Raw genomic sequence first — 18,266 nt, 5'->3', positions numbered from 1 at the left:
TTGTTTATAAGCTTTAATAGCTGAATCCAAATTATCTAAGTTAGTCAGGATAAACCAGCCCTTCTCCGAGGCATCGCTGTTGTTAATCTTTGCTAATTTCAGATTAAGGTCAGAACACTTCTCCAACCGGCGGAAAAACTCTGGATGATTTGTATCCAAAACCTGGGAAAATGCTCGTGCGGCTGTGTTATTCGTCTCTTCAATGATCTTTGGTATTAAAGAATGCGATCGTTTCAGCAGAGTTAAAATGCCTATTGCAAAATCAGTTTTGTTACTACAGGACTCATATTTGATNNAATCAAAGCGGATTCCTATACTCAACTGAAATGTGCCTGAACATGAGTATCAGAAAAACATAAATAAATACTAATATCTTTCATAGTTATATATGAATGAATAGTTAAATAATCTTAGGAGAAATAAAAATACCTGGATTTACATCGGCAGTGGTACTTGCTGGATGGACTGATGCAAATCCTCTCTAAACCTAGAATAACAATCTTTTAGCTGGAATTGGCAGGCATCCTAAGTCGGTGGCTGTCCAGAAACCTTGCGCTTGAAAATGAAGGAAGCAACAATGAGTAGCAATCTCGCCATCAAACTGCGTTCTGGAACTCAACAAGCCCACACATCAGCAGAAAATGTGGGATTCATGAAATGTTTTTTGCAAGGAGTTGTGGATAGAGACTGCTTCGCCAAGTTCTTAAGCAACTTGTATTACATCTACAGTGAACTAGAAGCAGCATTAGAGAGCCATGTAAACCATCCTGTGATTAGTGCGGTTTACTTTCCTGAACTTAATCGCCAATCCTCGCTCGAAAAAGACATGGTGTTCTATTATGGGGATAAATGGAGAGAGCAGGTTATACCCTCATCCGCTGCCCAAAAGTACATTGATCGCATTCGGGAAATTTCTGCTAGTGAACCAGCCTTATTGCTAGGTCATGCCTACACTCGCTACATGGGCGATCTTTCAGGGGGTCAAATGCTGCAAAAAGTTGCTCAGTCAGCTTTGAAGCTTTCTGGTTATGAAGGCACATCCTTCTACAACTTTGAGCAAATTCCTGACAAAAAAGCATTTAAGGATAAGTATCGTCAGGCATTAAATGCATTACCTGTTGATGATATAACAGCAGAACGGATTGTTACAGAAGCGAATCATGCCTTTGCGTTGAACTTACAGATGGCTCAGGAGTTAGAAGGAAGTTTAATCAAAGCACTCGGTCAAGTCCTGTTTAATAGCCTAACTCGTTCTCAGAATTCAGGTAGTACTGAAATCGCTGCGGCTAATTAAGTTTGTCATTCGTCATTTGTCATTTGTCATTTGTCATTAGTTATTTTTTCCCTGCTCCTCATCTCCATTATCTCCCTCCACTCCCTTCATTCATTGGAAAGAAACTCAATGGTTTTTCTACTACCTGGTGTCAAGTTTGATCTGGATCTGATTCAAAAGTACGACACTCGCGCACCTAGATACACCAGTTACCCACCGGCTACAGAGTTAAGCGAAACATTCACCGAAACTGATTTTAAGGCCGCGATCGCAGCATCGAACCAACGCAAAACCCCTCTTTCTTTATATTTCCACATCCCTTTTTGCCAAAGTGCTTGCTACTTCTGCGGCTGTAATACGGTAATTTCCAACAACAAGAATATTGCTAAACCTTATGTGGAGTCTTTGATTCAAGACATCAAAAACACCGCAGCTTTAATCGATCCAGACAGAAAAGTACTGCAAATCCACTGGGGAGGTGGTACTCCTAATTACTTAGAGCGTCACCAGGTAGAAGTTTTATGGAAAAATATAAATCGCTATTTCAACATCGATTCAAAAGCAGAAATCTCAATTGAGATTAATCCCCGCTATATCGATAAAAACTACATTTTCTTTCTGAGAGAGATTGGGTTTAACCGTATTAGTTTTGGCATTCAGGATTTTAATAGCCAAGTTCAAGTAGCTGTTAATCGTGTCCAGCCAGAAGAAATGCTCTTTGATGTTATGAGTTGGGTCAAAGAAGCTAAGTTTGAAAGTGTGAATGTAGACCTAATTTATGGTTTACCCTATCAAAACCGCGAGACGTTTCGGGAGACGCTGAAAAAGACTATTGAATTAGATCCTGACCGAATTGTGGTTTTTAACTTTGCTTATGTACCGTGGCTCAAACCGACGCAAAAAAATATTCCTCAAGAGGCGCTACCCCCAGCAGAGGAAAAGTTAGAGATTCTGAAAATGACCATTGAAGAATTGACGAATAACCAATATCTATTTATTGGGATGGATCATTTTGCTAAAACTGATGACGAACTAGCGATCGCTCAACGCAATGGCACTCTCAAACGCAATTTTCAAGGCTACACTACTCACGCTGAAACAGAACTCTTTGGTTTTGGTTCTACATCCATCAGTATGCTAGAAGATGCTTATGCCCAAAACCACAAGGAATTAAAGGATTATTATCAGACAATTGCAGCAGGTAGTTTACCTGTTAGTAAAGGCATCAAACTTACTCAAAATGACATCATCAGACGGGATGTCATCATGGGTATTATGTCTCACTTCCAGTTGCATAAGCAAGATGTTGAAAATAAATATCATATCAATTTTGATGAATATTTCTCCGAGGAAATAGAGGCATTAAAACCACTAGAAGCCGATGGTCTAGTCAGTTTATCAAAAAATCAGATCCAAATTACAGACATCGGTAGATTATTAGTCAGAAATATCGCCGTCATATTTGATACTCACACCAGAACGCGAGAGACAAAATTCTCCCGCGCCATTTGATATTCCTTTTGCAAATATTGACTACATATTATCCCCTCAATCCAATACTGCTCGGATAAGCATTTTGAACTTGGAATTGGGTTTCGGGAAAAGGTTAAAGGGTAAAGGTTAAAGGTTTTTTCTTACCCCTTACCCCTTACCCTTTTCCCCAAAACCCGAAAAGTATTGCCCCTCAATCTACCTTGAAAATAGCGGTTGAGGGGATTTCAGTAATGAGAAATTACGAATTAAAAATTATTTCAATGCATCTCCAAAAAGTTAGATAACTTTTTTCCATCTTTAGATAGATATAAAAAGCATAAAAAATATAATTTATTCATGTATTCATATCTAGTTATAGGGCGAATAACTTCTAAACTAGTCTATTCAATAATTCCTGATTTATCTGAGAAAACTTTTGCATAACATTTTTATACTATAAATGCTAATTATTATCCAAATAATCTTGATATAAACATTTTTGTCTAACTTTTGGATTTGGTATTTATCCCATCTGGTAGAAAGAATTTTAGTTCAGAGTTGATAACTTAGATACAAGCGAGATTGTTGAGGAAGCTTATAAGTATTATTGCTTGAGTAGTTTTAGTAATTTTGGCAGGTGCAACTGCTAAAGTTTCGCTCCCTTCTCTAACATCATAATTTTTGGAAGTATCAATCTATGTTTTTTCACAAAAAAGAGACTATTCGTGCAGTTAACGTTAGTGAGCCAAATCCTCGTTTTGCTCAGTTACTTTTAGAGCAGTTTGGCGGCGCTACTGGAGAATTGAGTGCAGCACTTCAATATTGGGTTCAATCATTCCATGTTGAAAATGCTGGCATTAAAGATATGCTCCAAGACATTGCAATTGAGGAATTCAGCCATTTAGAAATGGTTGGTAAACTCATTGAAGCTCATACTAAAAATGTAGATCAAACCGAGGCTTATAAGAGTACTCTCTTTGCAGTTCGAGGAATTGGGCCTCATTTTCTAGATAGCCAAGGTACTGCTTGGACTGCAAGCTACTTGAATGAGGGTGGAGATGTAGTGCGTGATTTAAGAGCCAATGTTGCAGCAGAAGCAGGCGCTCGTCAGACTTACGAATCATTGATCAAGTTGGCAACCGACAAAGGAACTCAAGAGACTTTAGTGCATCTGTTAACACGAGAAATTTCTCATACTCAGATGTTTATGAAAGCTCTAGATTCACTAGGTAAGTTGACAGATCCATTCTTTGGTAATGTTAAGCCAGATGATACTGTTGCTCTCTACTACAACCTATCTACAAACGGAAATGGTAAAGATGAACGTGGCCCTTGGAATTCGGAGCCAACATTCAAATATATTGCTGATCCGCTAGAAAGTCACTCTTAATTGCATAGGTTGCAGTTAGAGTATAGGTTGATTTGATGTAAAGAGATTTTTAACAGATTCTTGAAAAGTTCAATCATCCGGTAGACAGCCACTCTCTTTAGTAATTGTTGGGCTGTTGAGCTATCTCTCATAAACAAAAAGATTCCTGACTTTTTAGAAAAGTCGGGAATTTCAACTGAGTATTTGGTTATTACACTCAAGTGAAAATACCTATAGTTATTATTCAGTCACACTAAAAAAGTTAGAGCGATCGCTCATCAATATCTACATCAACATTTCTGATTTCAGAAATTAATTCAACTCAAATTCAAAACTCAGAATTAGGAGATTAACTTGTGATTGTCAACGCTATGCCAAATGGTTGGGAAGTCATTTATCATCGTGCCCATGCTCTATTAGCAGCTCAACTGGCGGGACAATGGCGACGTAAAGATGCTCCAGCAAGGTTATATGAAACGATGACTGCAATTTCCCATCACGATGACCTAGAAAAAGAGTGGGAAGAAGATATTCTGACTGAAGCGGGTGTGCCAAAGGACTTCACCCTCAACTCAAATGCCGATGCAGATGCCGGTGTCGAGAATTTGGCTGGTCTAGCAAAGAATGCCCTTTACCGTGGACGATGGGTAGCTCTATTAATTTCCATGCACATCAGCCGTTTAAATGAGCCAAGGCGGGGAAAGTCTTCAAAACTAGACAAAGTTTTGGATGAACAACTTCAAAATCAGCAACGTTGGCGCAAAGAACTGGGGATAAAAAAGGAGGAAGTTGATGCAGCCTATGCATTTATGCAATGGTGCGATCGCCTTTCTCTCATCTTATGTCAGCAACAACTACCTGAAGATGAGCGGTGTTTAGAGATTAGCAAGGGCCCTGAAGGTCAGCGCTATGACATCATGCAGCGCAGTGATAACTTGGTTGTTGTTAAACCGTGGCCGTTCCAGGACAATGAATTTACAGTCAACGTCGAAGCCTGCGAACTCTCCCAGGTAAAATTTGAAAGTAGTAACGAACTAACTAAAGCACTACAAGAAGCTCCCATTAAGGTACTAGAGTGGACATTTGTTAAGAGTTAGATAGTTGTCGCCACCACAATAAAAAAGAGCCAGAGAACTAACTCTCTGGCTCAAAGCTGGAGACAAAAGAATCTTCAAATAAAAGCTAACTTGGGTAAGAATCTAAATTCTTCCCAGGTTATGCAGCCCTAAGACAACGCCCACTCCTAAGATGTGACCAAAGGCGGTAGTTGCTAAAAGCGCTGGTAAACCAAAACCACCAAATAAATTAGATGAGGGTAGTTTTGGCTCTGCGTTGGGATACTTGATACTAGATTTGCCAAAGGCAATGGCAACAATATTAGCGAGAATGATAATCAGCCCAACTGTAGGACTCCATTGTAGGGGTGTAGTTGCAGCAGCGAGTAAGGTTGAAGTAAACACCTGATTTGCTCCTGAAATTTATTAATGATTGAAAATATAATCTGAAACTTTCTGAAGTAAATTCAATAGATTACCCAATTTTGCATCAATATTTAACAGTTATTCTCATTACTTAATACAATGTGAGTTGATCGTGACGCAAAAATCGCCAAAAAGCTTGATGGTTTCTTTACAAGATAATGCGCGACCGCGCATTATCTTGTAAAACAGAGTTTGTAGAATATGCCTAAATCCTGGAATTGACTGTGGTAGATGGTTAGAACTTCAACAGCACGTAGAGCGCCTGCTTTTTCGCTTCGTCGAACTCACGTTAATGTATCTATCTATGGGACTATATCTGCACAAACAAGACGAAATATAATATTTATCTATCAAAAGTATTAGATATTCTGAATTAATACAGCAATCCGAATTGAAATAAGAGAAAGCACGGAAGCTTAAAGTAAGTATTTATAGGCTTTTTAGCCATTTTGCCTTTCAAAGATCATATATAAAAAAATATAATTTGAATCTATCAAAAGTGTGAGATACAAGTATAGAAATAATCCTATATCTAAAGAAATTAAATATTTATATGCAACCTAATAGTATACTTTTGGTAAGAAGATGTAAATAAATATTAGACATAATAAATTAAGATAAATATTAATCAAAGTTCCTAAACAATTCAAGAAAGCGTGCTATACACGAACTTGAAACAGCCTAAAACTTTGTGAAAATCAGCAACACACAAACTATGAACTCTACCACCGAAAAACGTATCGCCTTAATTTCCGTCCACGGAGACCCGGCGATTGAAATAGGGAAAGAAGAAGCTGGGGGACAAAATGTTTATGTGCGCCAGGTGGGTAAAGCACTAGCGCAGCTAGGATGGCAAGTTGATATGTTTACCCGCAAAGTGAGTCTGGAGCAAGACTCGATTGTTCAACACAGCAAAAATTGTCGAACTATTCGTTTAAAAGCTGGCCCCCTTGAGTTTGTGCCGCGAGATGATATTTTTGAATATCTGCCAGAATTTCGGGATAATTTCCTCAAATTTCAAGTAGAAAATGACATTACATACCAGTTAGTTCACACTAACTACTGGCTCTCTAGTTGGGTGGGGATGGAGTTAAAGAAAATCCAACAGAGTAAACAGGTTCACACGTATCACTCCTTGGGAGCAGTCAAGTACAACACTATAGAAGATATCCCTCTGATTGCCAGTCAGCGATTAGCAGTAGAAAAAGAGGTGTTGGAAATAGCAGAGCGAATCGTGGCAACAAGTCCGCAAGAACAGCAACATATGCGATCGCTAGTTTCCACTGAAGGTAATATCGATATCATTCCCTGTGGTACAGATATTCAGCGGTTTGGTTCGATTGCACGAGAAGCAGCCAGGGCTGAATTGGGTATTGATAAAGAAACCAAAGTTGTATTATATGTAGGTCGTTTTGACCCACGCAAAGGCATAGAAACCTTGGTGCGGGCAGTAAACAAGTCTGGGCTACGCGACTCCAAGAATCTCCAGCTAATTATTGGTGGTGGTAGTACTCCTGGTAACAGCGATGGCATAGAACGCGATCGCATTGAGCAAATTGTCAACGAATTAGGCATAAGCGACTTTACTACTTTTGCCGGTCGTCTGAGTCAAGATATTTTGCCAACTTATTACGCAGCTGCCGATGTTTGCGTTGTTCCCAGTCACTACGAACCCTTTGGACTCGTAGCGATCGAGGCGATGGCAAGCGGTACACCAGTTGTAGCTAGCGATGTCGGTGGACTTCAGTTTACGGTGGTTAATGAAGAAACTGGTTTATTGGCTCCACCGCAAGATGTAGATGCCTTTGCTTCTGCCATCGACAGAATTCTCTTAAATCCAGAATGGCGAGATGAATTGGGTAAAGCTGGCAGAAAGCGCGTCGAAAACAAGTTTAGTTGGCATGGTGTTGCAACTCAGTTGAGTGAACTTTATACCGAACTGCTACAACCAGTTAAAGAAACTTTGTTGCTCACTAAATAACCTTCCAACCAATCCAATAGGATTTGGATCAGATCATCTACATACCGATAACTTTTGTAGAGACGCAAATTTTGCGTCTTTTTACGTCTGAAGTTCCCATGAACAACCTTAAAACAAATGGTATTGCCAACTAAACTTGTACGGAATTTGGCAATACAATTTGCTTATTTGAGTAATTGCTAATATCAATATAGGACTCATATTTGATTTGGTGAAAAAACTCAGTACAACTAAGAAGCCCTCCAATACTGCTCAGGTTTTGGATTTTTAACTCGGAATTGGGTTTTGGGAAAAGGTTAAAGGGTAAAGGTTAAAGGTTTTTTCTTTCCCTTTTCCCCAAAACCCGACAAGTATTGAAAAGCCCTATTGCCTAACTATTGCCTATTACCTATTGCCTATTGCCTGTTGCCTATTGCCTATTGCCTGTTGCCTGTTGCCTATTGCCTATTGCCTATTGCCTGTCTCCGCAAATTCGTTCAGAAATCAAAGCGGATTCCTATATTAGAGACGATAGAAGTATACTGAGCATCGACCTTTGAACGCGAATGGCTATGCAACCAGTTGACTTCACGACCCTTACAGCTACTTGTAGCGAAATACGCGCTAACTGGCTGCCCTCGCGGACAGAGCAGGTTTATCAGCGCGATCGCTACACTATTGCCATCGCATTACGCACCCTGAAACAGCGGGATTGGCTACAGATTTCTTGGCATCCCCAAGCTGCACATATTTGTATTGGTGATCCACCGCCGCGATCGCCAGACACTTTTACCTTTAGCCAACAACTGATACACCAATTGGGTGGTTTGGCGCTGGTAGCTATTGAAGCGATCGCTCCTTGGGAGCGGGTTATTGATTTGCAATTTGCTCGTCGTCCCGGAGAAAGTGCCCTGTATCATGTCTATGCAGAAATTATGGGCAAGTATAGCAACGTCATTCTCACCGACGCTAACAATATAATTATCACCGCCGCTCATCAAGTCAGTCAGCAACAATCTAGTGTCCGTCCCATCCAAACCGGACAACCTTATGAAACCCCACCGAAACTGACTGGCACTGTCCCTAGTTTGAACGAATCCCAAGAACGTTGGCAAGAACGGGTAAGTTTAGTCCCAGGGGCAATCAAGCGGCAATTGCTCAAGAGTTATAGTGGCTTGAGTGCAGCACTGCTGGAGTTAATGCTGTTAGAAGCAAATATTGCACCAGAAACATCCACCGATACTCTCAACCCCGACGACTGGCGACGGTTGTTTGAGCGTTGGCAAGAATGGCTGCAAGCCTTGGATTCCAAAAAATTTCAACCCGCTTGGACAAAAGATGGCTACACCGTCATGGGTTGGGGTGCAGTTGAAAAAGTCAAAGATATTCAAGAGTTACTCAACCACTATTACAGTAACCAGATTGACCAACAGTTATTTTCCCAATTGCGCCATCAGTTGAGTCAGAAATTGAATAATATTCTGGCGAAATTACGTAACAAAGCTCAAACCTTTAAGACGCGTTTGCAGCAATCAGATCAAGCCGATGATTATCGGCAAAAAGCTGATTTATTGATGGCTCACCTGCAAAACTGGGAACCGGGGATGAAAGAAATTATCCTGGCTGATTTTGAGACAAATTTGCCAATTGCGATCGCACTTCAGCCAGATAAAAATGCCGTCCAAAATGCCCAAAGTCTTTACAAACAGCACCAAAAACTGAAACGCGCTCGTGCTGCCGTGGAACCGTTATTGTTGGAAGTGCAGACAGAAATTGAGTATTTAGAACAAGTAGAAGCTGCGATCGCTCAGATAGACACCTACCAAACAGCAGAAGATTTACGAGCTTTAGAAGAAATCCGCGAAGAGTTGATTGGGCAAAAATATCTAGAAGATCCCGAATACCGCAGCCGCAGTGCAAACGAACCTCCCAGCACGAACTTTCATCGTTACCTGACTCCCGGTGGCTTTGAAGTATTAATTGGTCGTAACAATCGCCAAAATGACCAATTGACCTTTCGTGTAGCTGGAGATTATGACTTATGGTTCCACGCTCAAGAAATTCCAGGGAGTCATGTGTTACTACGTCTAGAACCGGGTGCTGTTGCAGAAGAAGCTGATTTGCAATTTGTAGCTAATCTTGCTGCATATTACAGTCGCGCTCGTCAGAGTGAGCAAGTTCCAGTAGTTTACACTCAGCTAAAACACGTCTACAAACCCAAAGGAGCAAAACCAGGAATTGCCATTTACAAGCAGGAAACCATACTTTGGGGAAAACCGCAATTAATGCAAGAGACGCGATAAATCGCGTCTTTATTTATGATGATTGATCGCATCTTTAGCGATCTATTGTCATCAACCGAACCGTATTGCCCTCATTCCGGTAAACCCTCTACCCGCATCAAATCCAATTCACGTTCAAATATTTCATCAATCGGCAACATTTGACCATCAGCAGTCATAAATTTATGGTCTTTTGTTGCCCGAATCAATGAACCATCTTCCAAGCAATACTCAAATACCTCTTGTTGTCCGCGATCGTGCCACTGTGCTACAGGTTGCGTGTAAATATTTCCATTACTATCAACACTGTACACAGTACATTCAATGCCTTTTTCGACAATTTCTCCAATCGGCATTAATCCATATTCTACTGTCAAGATTTCCGTGTCATAGCTTAAACAATATTCAGCAAACTTCAACATTTGCTCAAATAATTCATCCGCGACTTTTTTCTGAACGCCATTTTTCGCTGCGCCATCCACGAATTTTTCGCGCTGCTTTTGCATCTCAGAAACTTTCTTTTTACCCATCGCCCGACGCAGCAAGTCAGCTTGTCCTAAAGAATATCCTGCCATATCCTGAGCAATTTTCATGATTTGCTCTTGATAGACCATAATTCCATAAGTTTCGTCTAATATTGGTTCCAGAATGGTATGTTGATAATCAATTTTTTCTCGACCATGTTTGCGGTTAATAAATTTAGGTATCAGTCCCGCATCTAATGGCCCCGGTCGATAAAGTGCCAAAATAGAAGAAATATCTTCAATATTAGAAGGTTTCAAATCTCGCACGATCTGACGCATCCCAGAAGATTCTAATTGAAATATCCCTTCTAACTCACCTGCTTCTAATAGTTCATAAGTTTTTTGGACATCTTTAGGTAAACTGCTATGTTCACCTTTAGCTAATATCCTCTGGGCTTTTCTTTCTTGGCGAGGAATTTCATCGGGATCAACCCGATATCCTCTTGTTTCTTGAATCAAATCTACAGTTTTTTGAATTAGCGTTAGGTTCCGTAAACCCAGAAAATCCATTTTCAACAAACCCATTGATTCCAAGTCTTCCATGAAATATTGGGTAATTACGGAACCATCATTATTCTTCTGTAACGGGACAATTTCATCAAGTGGATCGGCAGAAATTACCACACCTGCGGCATGAACACCAAAAGTTTTGTTAGTTCCTTCAATTCGCATCGCCATATCAAGCCAATGCCGAACATGCGGTTCTTTATCATATTTCTCTTTAAACTCTGGTTCTGGAGTTTTATCGGAAACCATCACCTTGAGTTTCGTTGGTTTCCCCCGCACCACAGGAATCATTTTCGCCATTTTGTCAGCTTCCCCGTAGGGAATATTTAATACTCTGGCGACATCTTTCAAAACTGCTTTAGAAGTTAGGCGGTTAAAAGTAATAATTTGGGCAACTCTATCTGCACCATATTTTTCAGTTACATATTCAATAACTTTATCCCGTTGTTCAATACAGAAATCTGTATCAATATCAGGCATGGATTTCCGTTCTGGGTTCAAGAAACGCTCAAATAGTAACCCATGATGTACAGGGTCAATATTGGTAATTCGCATTGCATAAGCAACTAATGAACCAGCCGCCGAACCCCGACCTGGCCCCACAGGAATATTATTATCTCTAGCAAATTTGATGTAGTCCCATACAACTAAAAAGTATTTGGAAAAACCCATCTGCTGAATCATTTTCAGTTCGTATTCCAATCTTTCTTTATAGACGGAATCGACTTCCTGGCGAGATTTGCGATTTAAGCGTTCTAAAAGTCCGCTCCATGCAACATCTTCGGCGTAAGTGTCAGCAGTATGACCAGAAGGAATCGGAGGTGTAGGAATTTGAGGCTCACCCATGATATGGTAAGGCTCAACTTTATCGGCCACTTCTTCAGTAGTTGCGATCGCTTCGGCAATTACATCATCCGGTAAATGGTCACGAAATAGCTGCCGCATCTCCTCACCAGATTTGAGATACTCCGTACCGCTGTAACGCATCCGCTTATCTTCAACAATTAATTTGCCAGTTTGAATACATAGCAAAGCGTCGTGGGCTTCAACGTCAAAACAAGATATAAAATGTGAATCATTAGTGGCAATGATTTTAATGCCTAGTTCCCGCGCAATTTTGACTATTTCAACATTCACAATCCGGTCTTCTTGGGAACCGTGGTCTTGAATTTCTAGATAATAATCATCACCAAATACATCTTTATACCACTGAGCAACTTTCCGCGCGGCATCTGGTCTATTACTGAGAATCGCTTGGGGGACTTCTCCACCCAAACAAGCGCTGGTGACGATCAAGCCTTCATGATATTCTTTTAATAAATCTTTATTAATACAAGGACGAGAAAAAATTCCTTTACCTTGAACACCTTTGAGGTGAGAAATTGTGGTTAATTTGACTAAATTTTTGTAACCTTTGGTATTTTTAGCTAAAACTACTTGATGATATTTGGGGCGGCGTTCTTGTTTCTCGATATCGCCGTTAATTACATACATTTCATTGCCGATAATCGGCTTAATATTTTGACTCCGGCAAATTTTGATCAGTTCAACAGCGCCATACATGACACCATGATCGGTAAGAGCGATCGCTTTCATTCCCAGTGCGATCGCTTGATTCACTAACTCTGGTAGCTGACTTGCCCCATCGAGCAAACTGTAGTCACTGTGAATATGTAACGGGACAAAGGACATAAGCATCTCCAACCACAAGCCAAGATACCTCTAGGGGCCTACCTTGTGGTATACCCTTTCGAGCTAGATTTTGCAAACCAACGGAATCTTAGATTAACAGTTTTTACCCAAAATTAAAGCTGTTCTTTTTCCGAAATTGTCACTATCATTAGTGTTGTTTTAACAGTTACAGCAGTTAACCAGTATTTAACTAATGAGTCAAACAGAGAGTACTACTTCGCCTGCAACCAAAACTCGCCCTTGGTGGCAGCGTATCCCTCTCACGTTGCAAATTCTCATCGCCTTAGTAGTGGCAGTCAGTGTCGGAATTGCCCTTGGTGCAGGGAATCCCAATCCTAGCAATGCTGCCTTAATCAATAATTTAGCAATTCCGGCGGAATTGGTGCTAAAGGCTCTCCGCGCCTTGGCTACACCCCTAATTCTGGTAGCAGTGCTGCATACTTTGATGACTACCAACATCCCTGGGACAGCCGGACGGCGGCTGGCAGTGCTACTTTTAACCAACACTACCGTAGCTATTTTAGTGGGGCTTTTCGTAGCCAATGTACTGCGTCCGGGGACTTGGGGAAATGTAACGACCTCAACAAGTACAGAAATAGCTCCTCAGAGTCTTGACCCTTGGGGAATACTCAAAGATGCTGTCCCGGAGGCTATTCTCAAGCCATTGGTTGATAATAATGTCATCCAACTAATTGTGATTGCTCTAAGTTTTGGCATCGTTCTGCGGGCATTAAAATCTGAACAAATCGCTCAAGGCAAGAATGGATTCCAGCCGATAGAGGATGTCATCGGAATTTTATTTGAAGCGGTAGTCCGCGTCCTCAACTGGGTAATTGCCTTAGTGCCGTTCGCAGTCTTTGGAATTGTTGCTAAAACCGTGGCGATGCAGGGCTTTGCACCATTTAAATCTTTGGCTGCATTTATCGTCGCGGTGTTGTTAGCGCTGGTATTGCAAGCGTGTTACTACCTCACCAGAGTAAAATTTGGTTCTTGGGTACACCCACTAAAATTTCTAGCTGGCGGTTCTGATGCATTTTTGACAGCTTTCTCAACTTCTTCCTCAGCGGCGGCAATGCCCATAACCTTTGAGGTTTTGCAAACGAAAGTTGGTTTAAGGGAATCTTCTGCTGCCTTGGGGGCATTAGTCGGGGCAAATTTCAACAATGATGGCACTGCCCTCTATGAAGCAATGTCTGCGTTGTATATTTCCCAACTAATTGGGCAACATCTAAGTCTAGGACAGCAGTTAATTGTCATTCTTACCTCGATTTTTGCATCCGTAGGTGCGGCGAATATTCCTAATGCGGGACTGGTAACAATGACATTAGTGTTCACTTCTGTCGGCTTACCTACCCAGTACATTGCTTTGCTAGTTACTGTAGACTGGTTTCTAGATCGCTGCCGTACCGCGATTAATGTTATGGGAGATATGACTGTCAGTGCTTTACTTGACGGCAAAAAGCCCCATTCTGTAAACGAGGCTTAGTTTGCCGGTTTTTTAGCTCGCTAATGCTGTTGAGGCCCTTTGGCATCACATTCTTTAGTCCAGCAGCGTTCTAGAAGTTGCAGACGCCAGATCAATGCAAAACGTTGAGGATTCAATACTAATTTAGTATCGTGACTAAATAAGGGCTGGTTCAAATACTGCCAAAGGGGAAATTGGATTTTGGTGTGTTTTGGAGTCATAAGAACAACAAATATTATAAAAGTTTAGTGGCCATAGTTGGCATTTTTTCTAAAAACTGCCTTGATACTCTTTTTCTAGTTAAAGGCTACACTGCGTTTTTACAATTGTCTTGGTGGCAATTGCGGAATTTCAGCAAATGAATTTATATTGTTTCCGCTTTAATACTGAAATTGCACTCACCCCTGACCATTGATGACATCAGCTAAGTTGTCAAAACCATTGATATTATTTTTCAGGTCATTCAGAAAGGTGACTGTGTTTTTGTTGAAGATGGTGCTTTGGGTGGAGTTGGCTTTCAGGATATCAAAGCTGTCACTAATTGTAATTGGCCCATTAAACAGGATATTACCCACTGCTGAGAGATTATCTAGTTTTTCCACAGCAAAGTTTTGCAGAATAACTTTTTCATGAACCACCCCTTCAAAAGTGATTTCCAGATTGTTACTATTCTGAGTGAGTAGTAGATTTCGGGCAGTTAGAGGATATTTTAAAAGTTGCAAAATATAAACCTCTCCTCAAAAGTTCAAGAGGCTTTAAAACCCCCATTCCCTTGTAGGGAATATGACTAGTACAGCACGGCGGAAATAAACCACCCATTCCCAATCAACAAAACCCTTACGCTGTCTTCATTTTTAATTTTTAATTTTTAATTCCGCCTTGCGGTACTAGGGGGTTAAGTTTCCGAGGCTTAAATGTTAGCAATCATACTTTTCAAATAACCTCTAAGTTCGCTGGCCTTGCTTTCTAGAATCGATAATGTGGATTCCTATATCTATACCTTTAATATTGCAACTTATATACGACAAAAGCGCATAAATAAAGATAACTATGCCCAGCATCTCTAGCACTTCTTCTATAGTTGTTATGAAGACATAAAGCATGCTATTGGGGGTGTAGTAATATTCATAATATCCGCCTACCAATTCAGTAGCAATTGCACCCGCTACGTAAATTGTTCCAGAAATGAAAAATAAGCGTCGTGTCTTGCCAGGAAGAGTCGTGACAAATCGCCCAAATACTAGCAAAAAGAGGAGTACGAAGATAGCACCCGCAATCACCCAAGCATAGTAAAGAAAACCACTAGTATTAAATGTACCTCGCAGTGGTGTAGTTAGTCTTTCATGAAGACCGATCAATTCATCTAAGAATAAACCAGCAAAAACTATTGACAATCCTCTCCATGCCCAGACATCTTTATTCTTAGCTAACCTCTGAGCTTGGAAGATGATCTCCAGCAGAATAGAACAAAATAGTAAAGCTCCTCCAGAGTAAATTGTCGGAATATTATCTTCGCTGTTGAGATCGAATAGAATTCTAAAGATATCTCTCCCAGGGAAGTCAGGTAGATAGTAGACATTGTAATTAGCCAAAAGACTGATAATAGCCAAGAAAAGTACCACGCCAAGCAGAAATTTGAGGGTTTTGTTGGCAGAAAGATATACTTTCAATTTATGCGATGATTGCAATGGTGCGATCGCATCTACTGGTTTTATATAACTCTTTGACTCAATTACAGAGATGCGATCGCTGTTACCATTGTCTGAATAAGACTGGTTTTTCAGGATTTTGCGTCGCTCTGGCAATACAACCTTTGACATGAAGTACTCAATGGTTTGCTGCCTAACAAAACCATGCATTGCCAGAATTTTTCCCAACTGCTCACCACTCAACTTTTGTATCTTAAGTGCTGTGTCTAATTCATCTGGAGTGATTAGTTCAGCTTCAACCAAATACATCCCAAGAGGCTTAAGCTCAAAACTTTGCGCGTCTATTTTCCTAATCAATAATATCTCCTTATTTTCACTGGCTCAATGTAATAAATCGTCTGGCTTAGTCATGAAACATTACAATTACTGATGAGAGCAGATTTTAAAAGTTTCATAACCTTCGCTTAATCATATTTTGCACTCGCTAAATTCTTCACTATATACGTGTAAACTTATGATAAAAAAACTATGAATTTATTATGTAGATACGTCAGTTCTGCGGTTGCTGTTATTTCTAAACGCATTGATACAGGATTTTCTCTCATGGTTTATGGCAGGCATCCCTGACTAGCAGAACGCACTTTTACCTCAAAACCTTTTTCCTACCAAAAAAAAGAATCCACCTACACATGAGAGTGATAGGTGGATTCATTTAGATGTACAGACATCTAGTGAGGTTGATTGTATCTCTAGCAGACAGAGTAAGTAACAAAAATGCTGCTAGAGTTGCATTGCAGGGTAATCTTCTAAGTTGAAGAGTACCTATAAAGATTTAATAATGAGTGCCTGTTTTACGATGGTTGATGGCAGTAACAGCATCAGGCTTGAGTAATTTACCTTCATCCACAGTTGCATACACAACCCAATGATCGCCACATTCCAGACGTTGGTTGACTGAGCATTCCAAATATGCTAATGCATCAGTGAGGACGGTACAGCCATTATCTGCAACTGCTGTACTAAAGTTGGCAAATCGATCTTCCCCAGGCGCGAAAGATTTACGGAAATGCTTCATGTAGTCTTGATGATTGCCTTCAGGTAAAATATTTAAGGCAAACTTACCGCCTGGATACATTAAAGATTCGATCGCTCGTTCTTTAGCGATCGCAACTGTTATTCCGGGTGGATTGAAGGTGGCCTGAGAAACCCAAGCGCCTAGCATTGCGGTAGACACTTCTCCTTGTTTTGCTGTTACCACGCAAACGGAACCAACAATCCGACCAACAGCCTGTTCCACTGGGGTAGCAGCTTGTTGTGGTACACGTACCTTTTTAGCCTTTTTCAGTGTTTGGGCAAAGTCTGTACCTAGTTCTTCACAGAATTTGAGAGTGACATCATCAGGTTTAAACTTCACCTTCAGGGTGTCAAAGCCAAAGCGATATCCAGAATCTCGGAGTTTACCTTCGATTAAGTCAAATGCTTCGCCACTCCAGCCGTATGAACCAAATACCCCAGCGAGTTTACTGTTGTCACCGCTTGAGATCACAATCCCTAAAGCAGTATGAATGGGAGTTGGTGCATGACCACCGATGGTAGGAGAACCAATGATAAAACCCTCTGACTGTGCTAGGTTGATACGAATTTCATCAGGGGTAGCAAATTCGCAGTTGATTGATTTAACTGCAACTCCACCTTTGGTTAATCCCAGAGCGATCGCTTGTGCTAAAGTCGCCGTATTCCCGTAAGCTGAAGCGTAAAGTAGGGCAACGGAAATTTCGCGATCGTTATGAGAACGGCTCCATTCTCCATAAGCTTTGGTGAGTTCGATTAAGCTGCTACGTACCAAAGGCCCATGACCCACAGCATACATTCTCACCTGCAAATCTGATATTTTCTCCAAAGCTGCTTGCACATGAGGAGTTTGGGGAGCCATCAAGCAGTTAAAGTAGTAACGCTGGTCTTCTTTGAGCGCTTCCCAGTTATCATCAAACACTTCATCACCACAGAGATGAGTTGCAAATAACTTATCTGTGTAGAGAATTTGGGTTTGCTGATCGTAGGTACAAAGTCCTTCCGGCCAACGCGGACTAGGAGTGGGTAAAAATTTTAAAACATGACCCTTGCCTAAATCCAGAGTTTCTTTCCCCCGCATCACCAAGACTTTCAAATCATGATCTAGGAAAGCAGCACGCAAATTGTTCGCACCGGGAAGAGAACAGACAAAAGTTACCTGTGGTGCCAATTCTAAAATTGCTTTGAGGGTTGCAACTCGATTGGGACTAAAATGACCCAGGATTATATAATCCAAATGTTGCAAATCTAAAGTCTGCCGCAATGCCTCTAAATAAATTTCGGTAAAGCTTTCTGGCGGTGGATCAATAAGTGCGGTTTTATCAGCTTCAATTAAATAGCAATTGGAGGTAGTACCTCTTTCAAGTGCGTATTCAATTTCAAACCGCAGACGTGACCAACTACGTGCTCTGATCGCCTTAGTATTTGTAGCAATTGGTAAAACTTGTACGTCGCGTGGCTTGGAATTGGTCATAGCTGTTTTAAAGTTGGGGAATAGGGAATAGGGAATAGGGAATAGG

Annotated in this window: 13 protein-coding genes; 7 read left to right on the top strand and 6 right to left on the bottom strand. The window is 40.8% G+C overall.

Annotation, left to right across the window (positions count from 1 at the left end; all coding sequences use genetic code 11):
• Positions 1-577: 577 nt before the first annotated feature.
• From A4S05_RS29335 to A4S05_RS29320, 4 genes are all read left to right on the top strand, one after another.
• Positions 578-1,294 (top strand): biliverdin-producing heme oxygenase, encoded by a 717-nt coding sequence (locus A4S05_RS29335; RefSeq protein WP_069073298.1) that lies wholly within the window; start codon positions 578-580, stop codon positions 1,292-1,294.
• A 108-nt stretch (positions 1,295-1,402) separates the two neighbouring features.
• Positions 1,403-2,785 carry an oxygen-independent coproporphyrinogen III oxidase gene (gene hemN / locus A4S05_RS29330; RefSeq protein ID WP_069073297.1) on the top strand — a complete coding sequence of 461 codons (1,383 nt, stop codon included), beginning with the start codon at positions 1,403-1,405 and terminating at the stop codon, positions 2,783-2,785.
• 658 nt (positions 2,786-3,443) lie between these two features.
• Entirely contained in the window at positions 3,444-4,136 is a 693-nt protein-coding gene (locus A4S05_RS29325; RefSeq protein ID WP_069073296.1) for a manganese catalase family protein, read from the top strand.
• Between the two features lie 335 nt (positions 4,137-4,471).
• On the top strand, positions 4,472-5,212 hold the full coding sequence (locus tag A4S05_RS29320; protein WP_176727143.1) for a DUF3891 family protein: 741 nt from the start codon (positions 4,472-4,474) through the stop codon (positions 5,210-5,212).
• Between the two features lie 102 nt (positions 5,213-5,314).
• On the opposite strand, the gene psaK is transcribed toward A4S05_RS29320, so the two are convergent.
• A complete protein-coding gene (psaK, locus tag A4S05_RS29315; protein WP_069073294.1) occupies positions 5,315-5,575 on the bottom strand; it encodes a photosystem I reaction center subunit PsaK in 261 nt (86 codons plus the stop codon).
• 736 nt (positions 5,576-6,311) lie between these two features.
• Here psaK and A4S05_RS29310 point away from each other — a divergent pair.
• Positions 6,312-7,577: a glycosyltransferase family 4 protein gene (locus A4S05_RS29310; RefSeq protein WP_069073293.1), complete on the top strand. Its 1,266-nt coding sequence runs from the start codon at positions 6,312-6,314 to the stop codon at positions 7,575-7,577.
• 551 nt (positions 7,578-8,128) lie between these two features.
• Complete coding sequence (locus tag A4S05_RS29305; RefSeq protein ID WP_069073301.1) at positions 8,129-9,859, top strand: Rqc2 family fibronectin-binding protein; 1,731 nt, start codon at positions 8,129-8,131, stop codon at positions 9,857-9,859.
• 71 nt (positions 9,860-9,930) lie between these two features.
• Here the strand turns inward: A4S05_RS29305 and A4S05_RS29300 are convergent, their stop codons facing one another.
• Positions 9,931-12,561: a trans-splicing intein-formed DNA polymerase III subunit alpha N-terminal partner DnaE-N gene (locus tag A4S05_RS29300; protein ID WP_069073292.1), complete on the bottom strand. Its 2,631-nt coding sequence runs from the start codon at positions 12,559-12,561 to the stop codon at positions 9,931-9,933.
• A 193-nt stretch (positions 12,562-12,754) separates the two neighbouring features.
• Between A4S05_RS29300 and A4S05_RS29295 the strand changes: the two genes are divergently transcribed.
• Entirely contained in the window at positions 12,755-14,047 is a 1,293-nt protein-coding gene (locus A4S05_RS29295) for a dicarboxylate/amino acid:cation symporter (protein WP_069073291.1), read from the top strand.
• 20 nt (positions 14,048-14,067) lie between these two features.
• Here A4S05_RS29295 and A4S05_RS29290 read toward each other — a convergent pair whose 3' ends face one another.
• The 4 genes from A4S05_RS29290 to A4S05_RS29275 all read right to left on the bottom strand — a co-directional run bounded on the left by A4S05_RS29290 (position 14,068) and on the right by A4S05_RS29275 (position 18,220).
• Positions 14,068-14,247: a hypothetical protein gene (locus A4S05_RS29290; protein ID WP_069073290.1), complete on the bottom strand. Its 180-nt coding sequence runs from the start codon at positions 14,245-14,247 to the stop codon at positions 14,068-14,070.
• 177 nt (positions 14,248-14,424) lie between these two features.
• Entirely contained in the window at positions 14,425-14,748 is a 324-nt protein-coding gene (locus A4S05_RS29285; RefSeq protein WP_069073289.1) for a hypothetical protein, read from the bottom strand.
• A 222-nt stretch (positions 14,749-14,970) separates the two neighbouring features.
• Positions 14,971-16,032 (bottom strand): cyclic di-GMP-binding domain-containing protein, MshE-related, encoded by a 1,062-nt coding sequence (locus A4S05_RS29280; RefSeq protein WP_069073288.1) that lies wholly within the window; start codon positions 16,030-16,032, stop codon positions 14,971-14,973.
• Between the two features lie 475 nt (positions 16,033-16,507).
• Complete coding sequence (locus tag A4S05_RS29275; RefSeq protein ID WP_069073287.1) at positions 16,508-18,220, bottom strand: diflavin flavoprotein; 1,713 nt, start codon at positions 18,218-18,220, stop codon at positions 16,508-16,510.
• Positions 18,221-18,266 lie beyond the last annotated feature (46 nt).

This window comes from Nostoc sp. KVJ20, from assembly GCF_001712795.1.
GTDB lineage: Bacteria > Cyanobacteriota > Cyanobacteriia > Cyanobacteriales > Nostocaceae > Nostoc.
Note: the sequence above shows the minus strand (reverse complement) of the source record. Positions and strands in the feature narration are given on the sequence as shown.